This window comes from [Clostridium] citroniae WAL-17108 (assembly GCF_000233455.1).
Classification (GTDB): domain Bacteria; phylum Bacillota; class Clostridia; order Lachnospirales; family Lachnospiraceae; genus Enterocloster; species Enterocloster citroniae.
This window is the reverse complement of record NZ_JH376427.1, coordinates 148302-165826: the sequence shown is the minus strand read 5'-3', so window position 1 is coordinate 165826 and position 17525 is coordinate 148302. Positions and strand designations below refer to the sequence as shown.

Genomic DNA, 17525 nt, shown 5'->3' with positions numbered 1-17525 from the left:
TTTATTAACCCATATTTGAATTGCTTTTCTTTTTTCCCAGATACGCGGCCTTTACCGACTCGTCCGCCAGCAGCTCCCTGCCGGTACCGGTCAGTGAGATCCGCCCTGTCTCCAGCACGTATCCCTGGTCTGCGATGCGCAGTGCCATGTTGGCGTTCTGCTCAATGAGGAGGATGGTCACTCCCTGTTTATTGATCTCCTTGATAATATTAAATATATCCTGGACGATCAGGGGGGCCAGGCCAAGGGACGGCTCATCCATCATCATCAGCTTAGGATGGCTCATCAGAGCTCTTGCAACGGCCAGCATCTGCTGTTCACCGCCGGAAAGAGTGCCGGCCAGCTGCCAGCTTCGCTCCTTTAGGCGGGGAAACAGGTCGTAGACCCAGTTGATGTCGTCTTCCAGGGAATCGCTTCTCAGATAAGCGCCGATCTTAATATTTTCAATCACCGTCATGTCGGGGAAGACCCGCCGCCCCTCAGGCACCAGGGTGATGCCCTTGGCCACGATATCAGGTGTATCCATGCCAAGGAGTTCTGCATTGTCAAACTGGATGGAACCGCCGGAGGCTTTTACCAGGCCGGTGATGGAGCGCAGGGTGGTGCTCTTGCCCGCTCCGTTGGCACCGATCAGGGTGACAATGGATTTTTCAGGAACCTCAAAGCTGATTCCCTTCACCGCCTCGATCCCGCCGTAATTTACTCTCAGGTCTTTAATCTTTAACATCGTCACTCACCCCCAGGTATGCTTCAATTACTTTTGGATTGTTCTGGACCTCATCCGGTGTGCCCTGGGCAATGAGCTTGCCAAAATCCAGCACATAGATACGGTCTGATATCTGCATGACAAGATCCATGTGGTGTTCGATCATGAAAATGGTCAGGTGGTAATCGTCACGGATCTGTTTGATAAAATCAGTGAGGTCCTGGGTTTCCTGGGGATTCATGCCCGCAGCAGGCTCATCAAGGAGCAGCAGGCTGGGGCTGGTTGCCAGTGCCCTGGCGATCTCCAGGCGGCGCTGGAGGCCGTAAGGCAGGGAGGAGGCAGTCTCATCCTTCAGATGCACCAGGCCCTGCATTTCCAAAAGGCTGAGGGATTCATCCCTCATCCGTTTTTCCTCCGCGTGGTTTAGGCGCAGGGCGGCGGAAAATACATTTTGTTTTGCCCGCATGTGCTTGGCAATGAGTACATTTTCAAACACGGTCAGGTTGCCGAACAGACGGATGTTCTGGAAGGTCCTGGCAATCCCCAGCCTGGTAATCTGGTCCGGCGTCTTGCGCACCGGTGTCAGGGCAGTGGGCTCCACATCACCTGCATAGAGACGGCGCATCTTGCCCTGGGGCGTATCCGCCAGTATGACCTGGCTGTTAAAGGATACAGAGCCATAGGTGGGCTGGTAGATACCGGTGACACAGTTGAAGGCGGTTGTCTTTCCAGCGCCGTTGGGACCGATGAGGGCCACGATCTCGTGTTCATTTACATCCAGCGACAGTCCGTTCACAGCAACCACGCCGCCAAACTGCATGGTCACATGATCCATATGAAGTACATTCTTAATGGTGTCCATTACTGTGCGCCCCCCTTCTTTGAGGCTGAGGCCTTTTTCTTTTTCCCCTTTAGCTTATGGGGGATGCCCCTGATCAGGCGGAACAGCCCTTCCCAGGAAAACTCCTTGTTTCCCATGATGCCGCGGCTGTAAAAGAGCACCACTGCCATCAGCAGGATGGAGAAGATGACCATACGGAAGCCGGAACGGAACAATGGGATGTGAATACCGGCAATGGTCAGCGGATCGTCAAAGAAACGCAGTGCCTCGCGGCCGGCAGTGACCACAAAGGATCCCAGCACGCTGCCTGTCACGCTTCCGATGCCGCCCAGGACCACGATCAGCAGGATGTCGTATGTAAGGGCCACCTGAAAGGTCTTGGAATCAATGGAGCGCATGAACATGGCCAGCATTCCTCCGCCCACGCCTGTGAAAAAGGAGGAGATGACAAAGGAAAGCTCCTTGTAGTGGAACAGGTTGATGCCCATGGACTGGGCGGCGATCTCATCCTCACGGATGGATTTAAAGGCCCGGCCATAGGAGGAATTGATCAGCAGCATCATAAGGCCGATGCACAGGGCTGCCAGTCCGAATACCGCAAAGATATTGGGAAATCCCGGAATGCTCTTTAAGCCGTAGGAGCCGTTGGTAATGGTGTCAAACATGGGGGCTGCGATAAAGGCCCGGATGATCTCTGAAAATCCCAGGGTCGCAATGGCCAGATAGTCGCTCTTAAGGCGCAGCACAGGGATTCCGATCAAGGCTGCCAGCCCTGCTGCGGCCAGTCCGCCAAGGAGAAGGGCCACGGGAATGGGAAGCTGTACATTGGCGATCACAGGGGAAATGCCGCTTACATAATACACGCTGGCCCGGGAGCCCACCGGGATGGTGAAAATGGCCACAACATAGGCGCCAATGGCCATAAAACCCGCCTGGCCCAGGGAAAACAGTCCGGTAAAGCCGGTTAAAAGGTTCATGGAAACAGCCACCACCGCATAGATGGCGCTTCGTTCCAGAATGGATATCTGGTAGCTGTACTCCGCTTTGTCAGACTGAAGAAAGGCCAGGATGCCGATCAGCACAGCCAGGGCAATAATGGTATAAACTTTGTTTTTGTTCTTTGTCATATTTTTCATGTTGGCCACCTCACACTTTATCGGTTGTCTTCTCACCAAAGAGGCCGGTAGGACGGATGAGAAGCATAACGATCAACAGGATAAATGTAAATGCATCGCTGAAGGTGGACTGGCCCATGGCAACCAGGGCTGTCTCTCCAAGCCCCAGGATAAAGCCTCCGATCACAGCGCCGGGGATGCTTCCGATCCCGCCGAATACAGCTGCCACAAAGCACTTGAGCCCGGGCAGGGCGCCGGAGAACGGGAATACGGTCATACGGTCCGTGAAATAAAGGATGGAGCCGATGCCGGCCAGCAGGGAGCCGATGGCAAAGGTAAAGGAGATGGTTTTATTGATCTTGATACCCATCAGGGATGCTGTCTCATAATCCTTGGATACGGCCCTCATTGCCATTCCGATCTTGGTGTGGTTGATCAGGGCGATCAGCAGGTACACCAGGATCAGGGTCAGGACAGGGGTCAGAAAGGTCACGAAGGAAGCGGACAGTCCGCCGATCTGATAGATCCTTTTCAGGAAAGGGATCTCCGGATAGCCTTTTGGAAGGGCTGTGAACAGATAGGTGGCAAGGTTCTGCAGCAGGTAGGAAACGCCGATGGCAGAAATCATAACGGACATCCTTGGGGCGGAGCGCAGGGGGCGGTAAGCCACGCGCTCAATGGACACACCCAGTACAACGGTGACAAGCAGCGTCACCGGGATCGCGATGAACCATGGAAGACTTGCCATTGCGAAGATCATAAAATAACCTGCCATCATGAAAATGTCGCCGTGGGCGAAGTTGATCAGACGGAGGATGCCGTAGACCAGCGTATATCCAATGGCAATCAGCGCATAGGCGCCTCCAAGGGAAATACCGGTCAGGCACTGCTGAAGAAATGTTGTTAAACTCATAAGAGTCTGCCTCCTGTTTTTTAATAGTAGTATCCTGAATGGGCATAAATCGGTAAAGCTGGAGAAAGGCCGCAGGGCATTGGCTGCCGCCTGCGGCCTCTGTGTCATATGTAACTATGGTCTTACTCTACCGTTGTGGTTGTAAGGAACTGGAACTTGCCGTCCTTGATCGTCTTGATGAAAGCGATATCCTTGTTGGCATCACCTGTCTCGTTAAAGGTAATGCTTCCTGTGACGCCATCGATCTGGACACCCTGTAACGCGTCACGGATCGCGGATGTGTCAGTGGAGCCTGCTGTCTCAATTGCCTTGATGGCCGCCAGGTAGGAATCATAGCCCAGGGCGGATACGGCCGGAATGATATCCTCCTGCTTATTCTCTACCAGATACTCCTTAAAGCCCTTGATGAAAGAGGAAGCCTCGTCATTGGCCGGCTCGGCCTCGTCAAAGAAGGTGGAGAGCACAACGCCCTCGGAATCCTTGCCTGCATTCTCAATGATGGTTGAGTTCTCCCATGTATCACCGGCAGCAATGGTTGCGGTGATCCCCAGTTCCCTTGCCTGCTTGATAATAAGGGGGGCAGTGGTGATGGAGGAAGGAGCAAAGATGATATCAGGGTTAGCCGCCTTAATATTGGTCAGGATTGCCTTAAAATCAGTCTGGTTGGTCTGGAACTGCTCTTCACTCACGATATCGCCGCCTAATTTGGCAAATGCGTCCTTAAAGAAAGAGCCCAGTCCTGAGGAGTAGTCATCGCCCAGCTGTGTGATCACGGCCGCGCTCTTTGCACCGTTTTGGAATGCGTAGTTGGCCATTACAGTGCCCTGGAAAGGATCGATAAAGCATACACGGAAGTAGTAGTCATTGCCCTCGGTTACCTGTGGGTTGGTGCAGGAACAACCGATGGCCGGAATCTTTGCATCTGCGAAAATCTGTCCCGCGGCAATGGACACACCGGAGCCATAGCTTCCCAGAACAACGCTTACCTTCTCGCTTACCAGCTTCTGGGCAGCATTGACAGCCTCGGTCTTGTCGGACTTGTTGTCAACCTCCACCAGCTCTACCTTGTAGTCTTCGCCGTTTATCTTTACAGTGGGATGGATCTTATTGGCATAGCGGATGCCCAGTACTTCCTGGAAGCCGCCGCCTCCGTTCTCTCCTGTGGTTGGCTCAAATACGCCGATCTTGATGACTTTGTCCTCCGCCTTTTTGCCGCATCCTGCAAGGGCGCCAACAGCCAGACATGCAGCCATGGTAATAGCCATGATTTTCCTGATTCTCATAATACATTCCTCCTGTTTTGCTTGATAGTTCATTGATCACAGCGGATTTGCCAGCGCGTGTTCATGCAGCAAAGACAACTGTCCTCAATGGGAAAACAATGAATATATTATAACAGATATTATAAAAATTTCAATGAATTTTAAAAAATACTTTATTATTTTTAGGTTTTTTTAGCACACATGGAGCGTTTGGGCAGCTCTCCAAAGTGCTGCTTGTAGGCTCTGAGAAAGGTGGAGTAATTGTTAAAGCCCGACAGATAGCAGGCCTGGGTTGCCCCCGTGCCTTCGGCCAGCAGGTTGCGGGCCTTTAAAAGGCGCTTTTCCGTGATATAGTTTCCGATGGTGTATCCTGTTTCCTCCTTAAATATGCGCATCATGTGGTAAGGGCTGACGCAGTTTAAGGCGGAAAGGCTGCGGATGCTCAGGTCCTCGCAGAGGTGTTCATTAATATAGGAGATGAGGCCTGACACACGGTAATTCAGGGCGCCGTTCGGAAGATACTGGGCATTATCGTCCAGAGACACACGGTTTAATTCCACCAGAAACTGAAGGCACAGCAGGCGGCAGTACAGGGGGCCTGCAAACTCCTCCTCCTGCCAGTTCTGGGCGTGTTCCAGTTTCTTTAGCAGGGAGATGGTAAGATGGCGGGCTTCATCCTTTAGCCGCAGCACATTGGAGTGGCGGTAGGCGGCGGTGGAAAAGCAGCTGTCCAGGGAGGAGGCGCCTTCCCGGTACCGGTCCAGAAAATCAGGAGACAGATACAGGATCAGCCGCTCATAGGGGGAGGAGGCATCCACCTGGGGGCAGTGGATCTGTCCGCGGTCCACCAGCACGATGTCGCCGGGACGGAGGGAATAGGATCGTCCCTCTATGATATAGGTCACATTTCCCTCCAAAAGTACCACGATCTTGAGAAAATCGTGGTAGTGGGGCTCATAGGCGCGCTGTACTTTATCTTTTATGTGGAACAGGCGGAATTCTCCCTGAAGGAATCCCTGCTTTGGGGTGGCGGACGGATCGCTGTTTATATACATGTAATTACCTCCTTTTTTATAGTATAAAATAAATACAGCAGGATTTGCAATATAAAATAGCAATATATCTATATAATTGTAAAAAAATGCCTGTTAAAATATAAACAGAATATGCTGATTGGTGACCCGGGAACGGGGCGACTGGTGCAGAAAAAATATGGAGGGCAAGCAATTGAGGATAACAGTTGAAAAATATCATGGACTTGGAAACGACTATCTGATCTATGATCCCAATAAAAATAAAATGGAGCTGAATCCGTCTAATGTACAACTGATGTGCAACCGGAATTTTGGCGTGGGCGCCGATGGGGTGCTGGAGGGGCCGGTGCTTGACAATGACAGGATCTCCATGGTGGTGTGGAATCCGGACGGAAGCGTTGCCGAAAAGAGCGGCAACGGGGTGAGGATCTTTGCCAAGTACTTAAAAGACGCGGGCTATGTGCAGAAAAAGGATTTTACCATCTATTCCCAGGGCGGTGAGGCGGCCATCCACTATCTCAACGAGGAGGGGACCAGGCTTAAGGCTTCCATGGGCAAGGTCTCTTTCTGGAGTGATGACGTGCCTGTGGAGGGACCCCGCAGGGAGATCATCAATGAGACCATGGTCTTTGGAAGGATCCCCTACCCTGTCACCTGCCTGTCCATCGGCAACCCCCACTGCGTCATTCTCATGGATGAGATATCAAAGGACCTGGTGTGCAGGATCGGGAAATATTCCGAGAGCGCAAAGCAGTTTCCGGAAAAGATCAATACCCAGATCATGAAGGTGCTGGACCGTACCCACATACAGACCGAGGTCTATGAGAGAGGGGCGGGCTATACCCTGGCATCGGGAAGCGGGTGCTGCGCAGCGGCGGCCGCAGCCTACCGCCTGGGCCTGACAGATCCCAAGATGGTGGTCCAGATGCCGGGCGGCACACTGGAACTGGAGATCGATGAGCGGGGCATTGTGCACATGACCGGTGATGTGGGGTATGTGGGCACCATTAAATTAGGTAATCATTTTACCGAACAACTTCGCGCATTAAAGTGATATTGGTGAAAACCACGAAATCATTAAATCGCATTGACAAATAAAATATCTGCTGATATATTTTTGTTAGTATTGAGGCGGGAGCGCCACAAAGCGCCCTGCCTTTTGTATTTTATGGTTTCACAGTCTGCAAGAGAGGGAGAGGAAAGATGAGCAAATACAGTAAGGAAGACATTGTCCGCATGGTGGAAGAGGAGGATGTGGAATTTATCCGTCTTCAGTTCACGGATATTTTCGGCATGCTTAAGAACGTGGCCATTACCTCAAGCCAGCTGAACAAGGCACTGGAGAACCGCTGCATGTTTGACGGGTCCGCCATTGAAGGATTTGTCAGGATCGATGAGTCCGACATGTACCTGTATCCGGATCTGGATACCTTTGAGATATTTCCATGGAGGCCCCAGCAGGGCAAGGTGGCAAGGCTGATCTGCGACGTGTATAACCCCGATGGCACGGCCTTTACCGGGGATCCCAGGAATGTGCTGAAACGGGCGGTGGAAAAGGCCAGGGATATGGGGTTTGTGTTTAACGTTGGGCCGGAGTGCGAGTTTTTCCTGTTCCATACGGACGAGGAGGGAAGGCCCACCACCAACACCCATGAGACTGCGGGATATTTTGACGTGTCCCCCATTGACCTTGCGGAAAATGTACGCAGGGATATTGTGCTCAACCTGGAGGAGATGGGCTTTGAGGTGGAGGCCAGCCACCACGAGATTGCTCCGGCGCAGCATGAGATCGATTTCCAGTACACCGATGCCCTTTGCGCGGCAGATAATATCATGACATTTAAGATGGCGGCCAAGACCATTGCAAAGCGCCACGGCCTTCATGCCACCTTCATGCCCAAGCCCAAGGAAGGCGTCAACGGCTCCGGCATGCATATCAACATGTCCCTGTCGGATATGCTGGGAAAGAACCTGTTTGTGGATGACACCGATGCCCTGGGCCTGAGCGCCACTGCATATTACTTTATGGCGGGCATCCTCCACCATATGAAACCCATGACCATCCTCACAAATCCCCTTGTCAATTCCTACAAGCGCCTCATACCGGGATATGATGCGCCCATCTATATTGCGTGGTCGCCCACCTCCAACCGCAGTTCCCTGATCCGCATCCCCTCCCCAAGGGGAGGAAACACGAGGATCGAGCTGCGCTGCCCGGATTCCGCCATGAACCCGTATCTGGCCCTGGCCGCCTGCCTGCGTGCCGGCCTGGATGGGATTGAGAAAAAGATGGCGCTTCCCGCCTGTGTGGAGGGCAATATGTTCACCATGGAGCCAGAGGAGATGAGGTCCAGGAATGTGGAGCGCATCCCGGAGACCCTGGGAGACGCCATTGAGGCATATGAGGGGGATTCATTTATAAAGGGAGTGCTGGGGGAACATATTTACACCAAATACCTGGAGGCAAAGGAAAAGGAATGGCGTGACTTCAGGGCCCAGGTGACGGACTGGGAAGTAAGCGAATATCTGTATAAATACTGATTGCTTACTCTCAGCGGACAAGGGACTTGGAGGTGAGACATGTGACTAATATTATCGTGGCATTCTCCAAACCGGAGGATGGAAAGAATATAAAGGGGATCCTGGTGCGAAACGGTTTTCAGGTGGTTGCTGTCTGCACCTCGGGCGCACAGACCCTCTCGGCGGCGGAAGGCTTAAGCAGCGGTATTGTGGTAAGCGGTTACCGGTTCGAGGATATGCTGTATGACGAGCTGCGCCAATACCTGCCGGGGACATTTGACATGCTCCTTATCTCTTCGCCCAGCAGATGGAGCGGCCAGGCCCCCGGCAATGTCATCTGCCTGCCCATGCCTTTGAAGGTCCATGATCTGCTAAATACATTGGAAATGATGGTCCAGGCCCAGATGCGCTTTCGCAGAAAGATGCGCGGCAAGCCAAAGGAGCGCAGCGAGGAGGAGCAGAACCTGATCGCCCGGGCAAAGCAGCTGTTGATGGAGCGGAACAACATGACAGAGTCGGAGGCTCACAGATATATCCAGAAATGCAGTATGGACAGCGGAACCAATCTGGTGGAGACAGCCCAGATGGTGATCAGTCTGATCCATGTGTGAGTTTTGACGGGAGGGAACGATGAATTTTACAAAGATGCAGGGAATTGGAAATGATTATGTATATGTGGACTGTTTTAAGGAAAAAGTAGAGGAGCCGGGCAAGACTGCAAGGTTTGTCAGCGACCGGCATTTTGGGATCGGTTCAGATGGCCTGATCCTCATCTGCCCCTCGGATGTGGCGGACTGCAGAATGGAGATGTACAATGCGGACGGCTCCCAGGGCATCATGTGCGGGAACGGAGTGCGCTGCGTGGGCAAGTATGCCTACGACCACGGCCTTGTGCCAGCGGACCGCAGACAGATCACCGTGGAGACGCTGGGAGGGATCAAGAACCTGGATCTGGACATACTGGATGGCAGGGCGGTGTCCATTACGGTGGACATGGGTGAGGCTTTCCTCACTTCTGAGCTTCCCGAGGACATCACGGTGGATGGGACGGACTACCGGTTTGTGGGTATTGATGTGGGGAATCCCCATGCCGTCTATTATATGGAAGAAATTGACAGTCTTGATCTGGAGAAGATAGGACCGGCCTTTGAACTGCATGAGAGGTTCCAGCCCCACCGGGTGAACACGGAGTTTATCCAGGTGGTGGACAGGGGACATCTGAGGATGCGCGTATGGGAAAGGGGCAGCGGTGAGACGTGGGCCTGCGGTACCGGAGCCACGGCCAGTGTGATGGCATCTATCCTCATGGGGTATGTGGATGACCAGGTGCAGGTCAGCCTGCGGGGCGGAAGCCTGCAGATCCGGCTGGACAGGGGAACGGGACATCTGTTTATGACAGGTCCTGCGGTGGAAGTATTCAGCGGAAGTATTGACATACCACGGGAAATATATTATGATTGACAAAATGACTTTAGTCATTTAACACTTTAAACTACATGTAATCAAATACACACTCTCAGGGACCAAGGGCACGAAGATGTGCGGTTATGTCTCTGTACAGGTCCTGTGATGGTGAACATTTGCTGTCTTAGCGCCCTGTATGGAGCCAGGCGGGTTTCCTGGGAGCGTTTATGTTTAAGAGCGCATCTGCTCAGTGTTCTCCCGGGGATACTCCGAGAGTACACTTCATAACAAGGAGGAGCAAATTATGTTTAAGATCAATGAAAACTATCTGAAACTGCCTGGCAGCTATCTTTTTTCCACCATTGCCAAAAAGGTGGCGGCATATCAGCAGGCCAATCCGGACAAGACCATCATCCGCCTGGGGATCGGTGATGTGACCCTTCCCATTGTCCCGGCCGTGGTGGAGGCCATCCATAAAGCAGCTGACGAGATGGGACATGCCGAGACATTTCACGGCTATGCGCCGGATCTGGGATATGATTTTTTAAGGGAAGCCATTGTGCAAAAGGATTATATGGCATGGGGATGCCGGATATCCCCGGATGAGATCTTTATTTCCGATGGGGCCAAGAGCGACTGCGGCAATATACAGGAGATATTCAGCCCGGACAGCAGGATCGCGGTGTGTGACCCGGTGTATCCGGTGTATGTGGATTCCAATGTCATGGCCGGCCGCACGGGTGAATATGATGAAGCAAAGGGAATGTGGAGCAATGTGATCTATATGCCCTGCCGGTCAGAGAACCACTTTGTGCCAGAGCTGCCAAAGGAGACTCCGGATCTGATCTATCTGTGTAATCCCAATAACCCCACAGGCACCACGCTCACAAGGGAGCAGCTAAAGGTGTGGGTGGACTATGCCAACCGGATCGGGGCCGTGATCCTTTATGACGCCGCCTATGAGGCATATATAGCCGAGCCTGAGGTACCTCACAGCATTTTTGAGATCCAGGGGGCCAGGACCTGTGCCATCGAGTTCCGCTCATTTTCCAAGAAAGCGGGATTTACCGGCGTCAGGCTGGGATTTACCGTGGTGCCCAAGGACCTGATGTGCGGTGATGTGATGCTTCATTCCCTGTGGGCCCGCAGGCACGGCACCAAGTTTAACGGAGCTCCCTATATTGAGCAGAGGGCGGGGCTGGCCGTGTATTCAGAGGAGGGAAACAGGCAGGTCATGGAACAGGTGGCCTACTATATGAGGAACGCCAGGGTCATTTACAATGGCCTTAAGGAAGCGGGATATATGGTTTACGGAGGCGTAAACTCCCCTTATATCTGGCTTAAGACAGAGCAGGGGATGACCAGCTGGGAATTTTTTGATCATCTGCTGGAACAGGCCAATGTGGTGGGAACTCCGGGAAGCGGTTTCGGCCCCAGCGGGGAAGGATATTTCCGGCTTACCGCATTTGGAACCTATGAAAATACAGTGGAAGCAGTGGAGAGGATAAAAGCCCTCAGAAAATAGAACTGCCAAGGGAGGAACAAGAGAGTATGGATGATATTGACCGCAAGATCCTGAAGCTGTTACAGGCCAATGCAAGAATGTCCCTGAAGACCGTTGCAGAGAACACATTTCTGTCTTCGCCCGCCGTATCCGCCAGGATCGAGAGACTGGAAAAGGAGGGGATCATAACAGGATATCACGCCATGGTGGATCCCATGAAGCTGGGCTACCACATTCTGGCGTTTATCAACCTGGATGTGGTTCCGGAGGACAAGCCGAAATTCTATGCCTACGCAAAGGAAGTGCCCAATGTGCTGGAGTGCAGCTGCGTTACGGGAGAGTATTCCATGCTGATGAAGGTGGCCTTTCAGAGCACCATGGAGCTGGATATGTTCATAGGGCAGCTGCAGAAGTTTGGAAAGACAAGCACGCAGATCGTATTTTCCACGCAGGTAGGTCCCAGAGGGGTGGATGTGGACGAAATTTAATTAAGGTTTTGTCAACATTTGTCTCACCTTCACATATGGTATAATGTAGAGTCATATGTGAAGGAGAGTCTGATATGGCAGACCTTAAGAGAGTGATTATAGATGCCGGACACGGCGGTGTGGAGCCTGGAGCCATGTTTAACGGACGGCGGGAAAAGGATGATACCCTTAGGCTGGCTCTTGCAGTAGGACAGATACTGGAAAATAATGGAGTGGACGTGGTTTATACAAGGACCACCGACACCTTTGATACGCCACTGGAAAAAGCGCAGATTGCCAACCGGTCGGGGGCTGATTATTTTGTCTCCATTCACCGCAACGCCATGCCGGTGCCCGGCACTGGAAGCGGTGTGACTACATTGGTGTATCAGGACGAGGGCGTGCCGGCCATGCTGGCGGAGAATATCCAGCGCAACCTGGTGGAAACCGGATTTAACGACCTGGGGATCCAGGAACGGCCGGGACTCATTGTGCTGCGCCGCACCCAGATGCCGGCCGTGCTGGTGGAGGCAGGATTTATTGACAATCCACAGGATAATCAGTTTTTTGACGAGAATTTTGAAGCCATTGCCCAGGCCATTGCGGACGGCGTGCTCCAGACCATACGGGAACAGGAGCAGCAGCGCCCGGAGTATTACCAGGTGCAGATCGGGGCATTCCGAACAAGGATGCCTGCGCAGAGACTGGTGGATGAACTGCAGTCCAGGGGATTTCCTGCCTTTATGGTCTATGACGATGGCCTGTACAAGGTCAGGGTGGGAGCATTCCTTAACATGGATCATGCGGTCCAGATGGAACGGAATCTGCGCAATATGGGATATCCCACAATGCTTGTCAGGGAGCGGGCCATCTATTGACAGGGCAGCGCGCGTATGCGGTCACGGTGCCGGGTATATGATATTAAATGATATGGAACGATATGGAAAATGCTGCCGCAAAACGGTTGATCAACTGTTTTGCGGCAGCATTTTCATGTGTTTGTTTTTACTGTTAAATGCTGTCCCTGGCGGTTTACCAGTTCCAGCGTCCGTACCGAAGCGTGACAGCCCCTATGGTTTCTAAGAGCGCTTCCGTTACCTGGCCTGGCAGCAGGCGCCATTTCCAGTTTTCTCCAACTGTGGAGGGGGTGTTGATGCGGCATTTATTGTCCAGCCCCATATAGTCCTGAAGGGGGATGATACACAGCCTGGCCTGGCTGCGCATGATCAGGCTGATAAAGGACAGATACAATCTGTTTTCCGGAGTGTAAAAGTCGCACAGATAGTCACGGGCCAGCTTTCTCTCCTCAGGGGTGATGGAGCCGTACCAGCCTGTGATGGTCTCATTGTCATGGGTGCCTGTGTAGGCCACACAGTTTTCCGGGTAATTGTGGGGCAGATAATCGCTGGCACAGCCCGAATCCCTGGAATCAAAGGCAAATTCCAGGACCTTCATGCCCGGGAATCCGCTGTCATATACCAACCGGCGGACGGAATCCGTCACATATCCCAGGTCCTCGGCTATGATCTCCTTTTCGCCCAGTGCCTGTTTGACTGCCTGGAAAAATTCAATCCCCGGCCCCTGCTCCCAATGGCCGTCCACAGCCGTATCAGAGCCGGACGGGATGGAGTAGTATTCATCAAATCCACGGAAGTGGTCGATCCTTACCACGTCATACAGTCTGTAGCAGTAGGACAGGCGGCTGATCCACCATTGGTATCCGGTCTGCCTGTGATATTCCCAGCGGTAAAGGGGATTGCCCCAGAGCTGGCCTGTGGCGGAGAAGCCGTCCGGAGGGCAGCCCGCCACAGCGGTGGGCACATTGTCCTGGTCCAGCTGGAACAGTTCGGGATGAGCCCAGGCGTCCGCGCTGTCCATGGCCACATAGATGGGGATGTCGCCCACAATGCGTATTCCCTTTTTGTTGGCGTAGGATTTTAGTTGGTTCCACTGTTTGGAGAACAGATACTGAAGGTACTGGTGGAACTCGATCTCGTAGTACAGCTCCCTGCGGTAGTAATCCAGCGCATTCTGCCAGCGAAGCCGGATATCCTCAGCCCATTGGGTCCATGCCCTGCCTCCAAACCTGGATTTAACTGCCACGAAAAGGGCATAGTCCTCAAGCCACCATCTGTTTTCTTCCAGGAAGTTTTGAAACTCCGTGTTCCGGCTGATGTTGCTGCGTTCATAGGCCTTTTGCAGCAGGGGAAAACGCGCCTCATATATTTTAGCATAGTCCACGGCGTCCGGTGTTTCCCCAAAGTCCGCTTCCTCACACTCCTGCCGGGTAAGGACTCCTTCTTCTATCAGGTCCTCCAGGCTGATAAAGTATGGGTTTCCTGCAAAGGTGGAAAAGGACTGGTAAGGGGAGTCACCGTAACTGGTGGGTCCCAGGGGGAGTATCTGCCAGTAGGACTGGCCAGCTTCCTTTAGCTGGTCCACGAACTCATAGGCCTCCTTTGAAAAACAGCCGATCCCGAACCTGGAAGGCAGGCTGGCAATGGACAGTAAGATTCCGCTTTCTCGTTTCATTTATTCCGCACTCCTTTTTGTGGGCAATGCCCTGGTTGATTTTATGGGCAATGCCCAGGTCAATATTCGATCATGGTCCCAAAATGGTCAGACACAACAGGATAAAAGGTTCCGTTAAAGATGGTCCGGCTGGTCCTGACACGGAGAGGCCGGTCAGTCCAGATATAGTCGATGCGCATTCCCGGAATATCACCCCGTTCCTTCCAGCCGTCAATGGCATGGCTGACCGTGATCCCGCTGTCTTTGTCATCCGCCATATCATAGCTGTCATGCCAGCCTGACCGTAACAGAAGATCCCGCCCTTCTCCTTTTATATGGGAAGGGGAGTTAAAGTCGCCCATGAGCCAGGTCCTTGAGCCGGCAGAGCGGGGGAGGTTTTGGCTGATCCTTGCCCACTGATCCTGGAATGGCTCTTCACCGTCATCCCACCATCCCATGTGTACACTGTAGAAATATTCCCTGCCCCAGGGAAGGTCAAGAGAGATCCCCAGGATCTTTCTTGTCTTCCAGTTGGAATAGTCATGGATACCCGTAATGTAAAACTGATGTGTGTCTGAGACAGGAAAGCGGCTGAAAACAGCCAGGCCTTCGTCATATTTGCCGTAACCTGTTTTTGCCCCGCACCAGGTCCACTGGTAAGGGATGCCGCGGCTGGCGAACATGCAGGCCAGTCGGAATCCATGGTTATCCTGCCTTATACCGTTTTCACAAGGCATACAGGGAACATATCCGCACTGTTTCAGGGTCTGCAGGTCAACCGGGGAGGAGGTCTGGGTCTGATTGACTTCCTGAAGGGCGATTATATCAGGCTGTTCTTTCCATATACCCCCGGCAAATGCCAGGAGTTTGGATTCATAGTCTGTCTCTTCCAGACTGTGTGTGTTTAGAGTCAGGAGTTTCATATGGAATACCTCACAGTATATCGTTGATGTCGGATTTCAGCACATCTGCCTTGGGGCCGTATACGGCCTGGATGCCTTCGTCCTTTTTGATCAGTCCCATGGCTCCCTCAGCTTTCCAGGCGGGCAGTTCGGCTACCTTACCCACATCTTTGACAGTGACCCGAAGGCGGGTCATGCATGCATCCACCAGCACAATATTATCCCTTCCGCCCAACAGGGAAATGATGCGTTCTGCCTGGCTGTTTCCGGAAACCGCGGCGCCTGCAGATGGACTGCCTGTTTCATCCGCGGCGCTGTCGTCCGTATAATTACCCAGGCGCCCGGGGGTGGCGAAGCGGAATTTTCCGATCATAAAATAGGCAATGGCATATCCCGCGGCAAAGAAGACAGCAATGCAGATGACAAAATGGATGACATCGCCTCCCAGCCCGGCCCGGATGGACATGGGAATACGGGTGAGAAATTCCAGGTTTCCAAAGGAGTGGAGCCTCAGGTGGATGATGCCTGCCATGGCAAATGCACATCCCTGAAGCACTGCGTATACCAGATACAGGGGAAGCGCACAGAACATGAACATAAATTCCAGGGGCTCGGTAACACCTGTGAGGAATACTGCCAGCACGGTGGACAGGAACATGGACCTGTAATTTTTGCGCTTATCCGGGTCCACATGGCGGTACATGGCCAGGGCAATACCCAGCAGAAGGCCGGTGGCGCCGATCATCTGTCCCACTTTGAAACGTGCCGGTGTCACGGTGGCCAGCAGGTTCTGATACCCGGCGGCGTCTCCTGCATTCTGGAGGTTGATCAGGTCGGTGGCCCATGCCAGCCACAGAGGATCCTGGCCAAACACCTGTGAACCTGCGTTGACGCCTGTGAGGATGGTATAGGTGCCGCCAAAGGAGGTATAGTTCATGGGTATGGTCAGCATGTGGTGCAGGCCAAAGGGAAGCAGGAGGCGCTCCAGGGTTCCGTAGATAAAGGGGGCCAGCACCGGGGAGGTGGAGGAGGAATTGGCTATCCATACTCCAAAGGAGTTGATGCCTGTCTGTACCACCGGCCATACAAGAGCCAGTACCAGGGAAATGATCACGGACCATGCAATGACGACCATGGGAACAAAGCGTTTGCCGTTAAAGAAGGCCAGGGCATCGGGAAGTTTTCTGTAGTTGTAATACTTGTTGTAGATGACACCCCCTGTAAAACCTGCGATGATGCCCACGAACACGCCCATGTTCAGGGCGGGGGCTCCCAGGACAGAGGTAAAGTAACCGTTTACCAGGATCTCCTGTCCAAGGAGGGTACGGGTGACGGCCGCCGGATCATTCAGGTCCGCGCTGCTGACCCCGAACAGGGCGCCGGTGATCACATTGATAAGGATAAATGCAATGACTGCCGCGAATGCGCCTCCGGCCCGCTCCTTTGCCCAGGAGCCGCCGATGGCAACTGCAAAAAGGATGTGCAGGTTGTTGATAATGGCCCAGCCTATGGTTTCCATGGTGCTTCCCAGTGTGATGACCAGGTTCATATCCCCGCCAGCCATCTGGATCAGCTTTCCCACGCTGATCATGAGACCTGCGGCAGGCATGACAGCGATCACGGTCATCAATACTTTTCCTAGTTTCTGGAGAAAGTCAAAATTGATCAGGGATTTTGACTTCTTTTTAGCAGGTTTTGATACAGGGCTGTCATCGGGGGCTGTTTGGGAAGATTCCGCCTCAGGCGGGCACTGGTCCAGCAGGGTGATGACCGCATCCTTTCCCGCTGTTACGGGGCCAAGGGCAGCGTTCATGGAGCGGCCCTCCATGCCTCCGCAGATGAGTACCGGTGTGATGGTGTTGACCTGTTTCTCCTCCAGGCCCTTGAGATCTGCTTCGGCCAGCAGGTCCCCTGCCTTTACTTTGTCACCCGGTTTGACATGGCAGGTAAAAAACTCTCCTTTTAATGAAACGGTCTCAAGTCCGAAATGGACCATGACTTCAATGCCCTCATCCGAGCGCAGGCCATAGGCGTGAAGGGTGTCGGCCACTGAGACGACTTCTCCGTCAACAGGGCTTACCAGCCTGCCGTCCCGGGGCAGGACCGCGATCCCATCCCCGATGATCTTCTGGGAAAATACCGGATCCGGGACATCTTCCAGGGGAACCGCAGTTCCGGTTAAGGGGGAGAGGATCTGGATACCAATACAGCCATCGGTGTTCTTGTTCATTATGTAACCTCCTGAAATGATTTGTTGCATGTTTGCCGTGTTAAATAGGTTGCCGTGTTAAACAGGTTGCCGTTTTAGATGGATTGCTATGTTGAAAAATATGTTGCATTGATTAC

Annotated in this window: 16 protein-coding genes; 7 read left to right on the top strand and 9 right to left on the bottom strand. The window is 53.0% G+C overall.

Annotation, left to right across the window (positions count from 1 at the left end):
* Window positions 1-4 precede the first annotated feature (4 nt).
* The 6 genes from HMPREF9469_RS22570 to HMPREF9469_RS22545 all read right to left on the bottom strand — a co-directional run bounded on the left by HMPREF9469_RS22570 (window position 5) and on the right by HMPREF9469_RS22545 (window position 5892).
* Window positions 5-727 carry an ABC transporter ATP-binding protein gene (locus tag HMPREF9469_RS22570; RefSeq protein ID WP_007867312.1) on the bottom strand — a complete coding sequence of 241 codons (723 nt, stop codon included), beginning with the start codon at window positions 725-727 and terminating at the stop codon, window positions 5-7.
* Window positions 714-1568 carry an ABC transporter ATP-binding protein gene (locus HMPREF9469_RS22565; RefSeq protein ID WP_007867309.1) on the bottom strand — a complete coding sequence of 285 codons (855 nt, stop codon included), beginning with the start codon at window positions 1566-1568 and terminating at the stop codon, window positions 714-716. Before HMPREF9469_RS22565 ends, HMPREF9469_RS22570 begins: the two co-directional genes overlap by 14 nt.
* Entirely contained in the window at window positions 1568-2683 is a 1116-nt protein-coding gene (locus HMPREF9469_RS22560; protein ID WP_007867306.1) for a branched-chain amino acid ABC transporter permease, read from the bottom strand. Before HMPREF9469_RS22560 ends, HMPREF9469_RS22565 begins: the two co-directional genes overlap by 1 nt.
* Before the next feature lie 10 nt (window positions 2684-2693).
* Window positions 2694-3575, bottom strand: a complete 882-nt coding sequence (locus HMPREF9469_RS22555; protein WP_007867304.1) for a branched-chain amino acid ABC transporter permease — start codon at window positions 3573-3575, stop codon at window positions 2694-2696.
* A gap of 122 nt (window positions 3576-3697) precedes the next feature.
* Window positions 3698-4858 (bottom strand): ABC transporter substrate-binding protein, encoded by a 1161-nt coding sequence (locus HMPREF9469_RS22550; protein ID WP_007867301.1) that lies wholly within the window; start codon window positions 4856-4858, stop codon window positions 3698-3700.
* 161 nt (window positions 4859-5019) lie between these two features.
* Window positions 5020-5892, bottom strand: a complete 873-nt coding sequence (locus HMPREF9469_RS22545; RefSeq protein WP_007867298.1) for an AraC family transcriptional regulator — start codon at window positions 5890-5892, stop codon at window positions 5020-5022.
* Between the two features lie 172 nt (window positions 5893-6064).
* On the opposite strand from HMPREF9469_RS22545, the gene dapF (HMPREF9469_RS22540) reads away from it, so the two are divergent.
* From dapF (HMPREF9469_RS22540) to HMPREF9469_RS22510, 7 genes are all read left to right on the top strand, one after another.
* Window positions 6065-6925: a diaminopimelate epimerase gene (dapF, locus tag HMPREF9469_RS22540; RefSeq protein WP_007867296.1), complete on the top strand. Its 861-nt coding sequence runs from the start codon at window positions 6065-6067 to the stop codon at window positions 6923-6925.
* Between the two features lie 149 nt (window positions 6926-7074).
* A complete protein-coding gene (gene glnA / locus HMPREF9469_RS22535) occupies window positions 7075-8412 on the top strand; it encodes a type I glutamate--ammonia ligase (RefSeq protein ID WP_007867293.1) in 1338 nt (445 codons plus the stop codon).
* A gap of 41 nt (window positions 8413-8453) precedes the next feature.
* On the top strand, window positions 8454-9002 hold the full coding sequence (locus HMPREF9469_RS22530) for an ANTAR domain-containing response regulator (protein WP_007867290.1): 549 nt from the start codon (window positions 8454-8456) through the stop codon (window positions 9000-9002).
* Between the two features lie 19 nt (window positions 9003-9021).
* Window positions 9022-9852, top strand: a complete 831-nt coding sequence (dapF, locus tag HMPREF9469_RS22525) for a diaminopimelate epimerase (protein WP_007867287.1) — start codon at window positions 9022-9024, stop codon at window positions 9850-9852.
* A 247-nt stretch (window positions 9853-10099) separates the two neighbouring features.
* On the top strand, window positions 10100-11320 hold the full coding sequence (locus tag HMPREF9469_RS22520; RefSeq protein WP_007867284.1) for an LL-diaminopimelate aminotransferase: 1221 nt from the start codon (window positions 10100-10102) through the stop codon (window positions 11318-11320).
* A gap of 26 nt (window positions 11321-11346) precedes the next feature.
* Window positions 11347-11787, top strand: a complete 441-nt coding sequence (locus HMPREF9469_RS22515) for an Lrp/AsnC family transcriptional regulator (protein ID WP_007867282.1) — start codon at window positions 11347-11349, stop codon at window positions 11785-11787.
* 74 nt (window positions 11788-11861) lie between these two features.
* Window positions 11862-12644, top strand: coding sequence for an N-acetylmuramoyl-L-alanine amidase (locus HMPREF9469_RS22510; protein ID WP_007867280.1), 783 nt, complete (start codon window positions 11862-11864; stop codon window positions 12642-12644).
* A 154-nt stretch (window positions 12645-12798) separates the two neighbouring features.
* Here the strand turns inward: HMPREF9469_RS22510 and malQ are convergent, their stop codons facing one another.
* Genes malQ through HMPREF9469_RS22495 form a run of 3 tightly spaced genes read right to left on the bottom strand, consistent with a single transcriptional unit; the run spans window position 12799 to window position 17409 of the window.
* A complete protein-coding gene (malQ, locus tag HMPREF9469_RS22505; RefSeq protein WP_007867278.1) occupies window positions 12799-14298 on the bottom strand; it encodes a 4-alpha-glucanotransferase in 1500 nt (499 codons plus the stop codon).
* A gap of 59 nt (window positions 14299-14357) precedes the next feature.
* Window positions 14358-15200, bottom strand: coding sequence for an endonuclease/exonuclease/phosphatase family protein (locus HMPREF9469_RS22500; RefSeq protein WP_007867276.1), 843 nt, complete (start codon window positions 15198-15200; stop codon window positions 14358-14360).
* A gap of 10 nt (window positions 15201-15210) precedes the next feature.
* Window positions 15211-17409 carry a PTS transporter subunit IIBC gene (locus HMPREF9469_RS22495; protein WP_007867274.1) on the bottom strand — a complete coding sequence of 733 codons (2199 nt, stop codon included), beginning with the start codon at window positions 17407-17409 and terminating at the stop codon, window positions 15211-15213.
* Window positions 17410-17525: the final 116 nt, after the last annotated feature.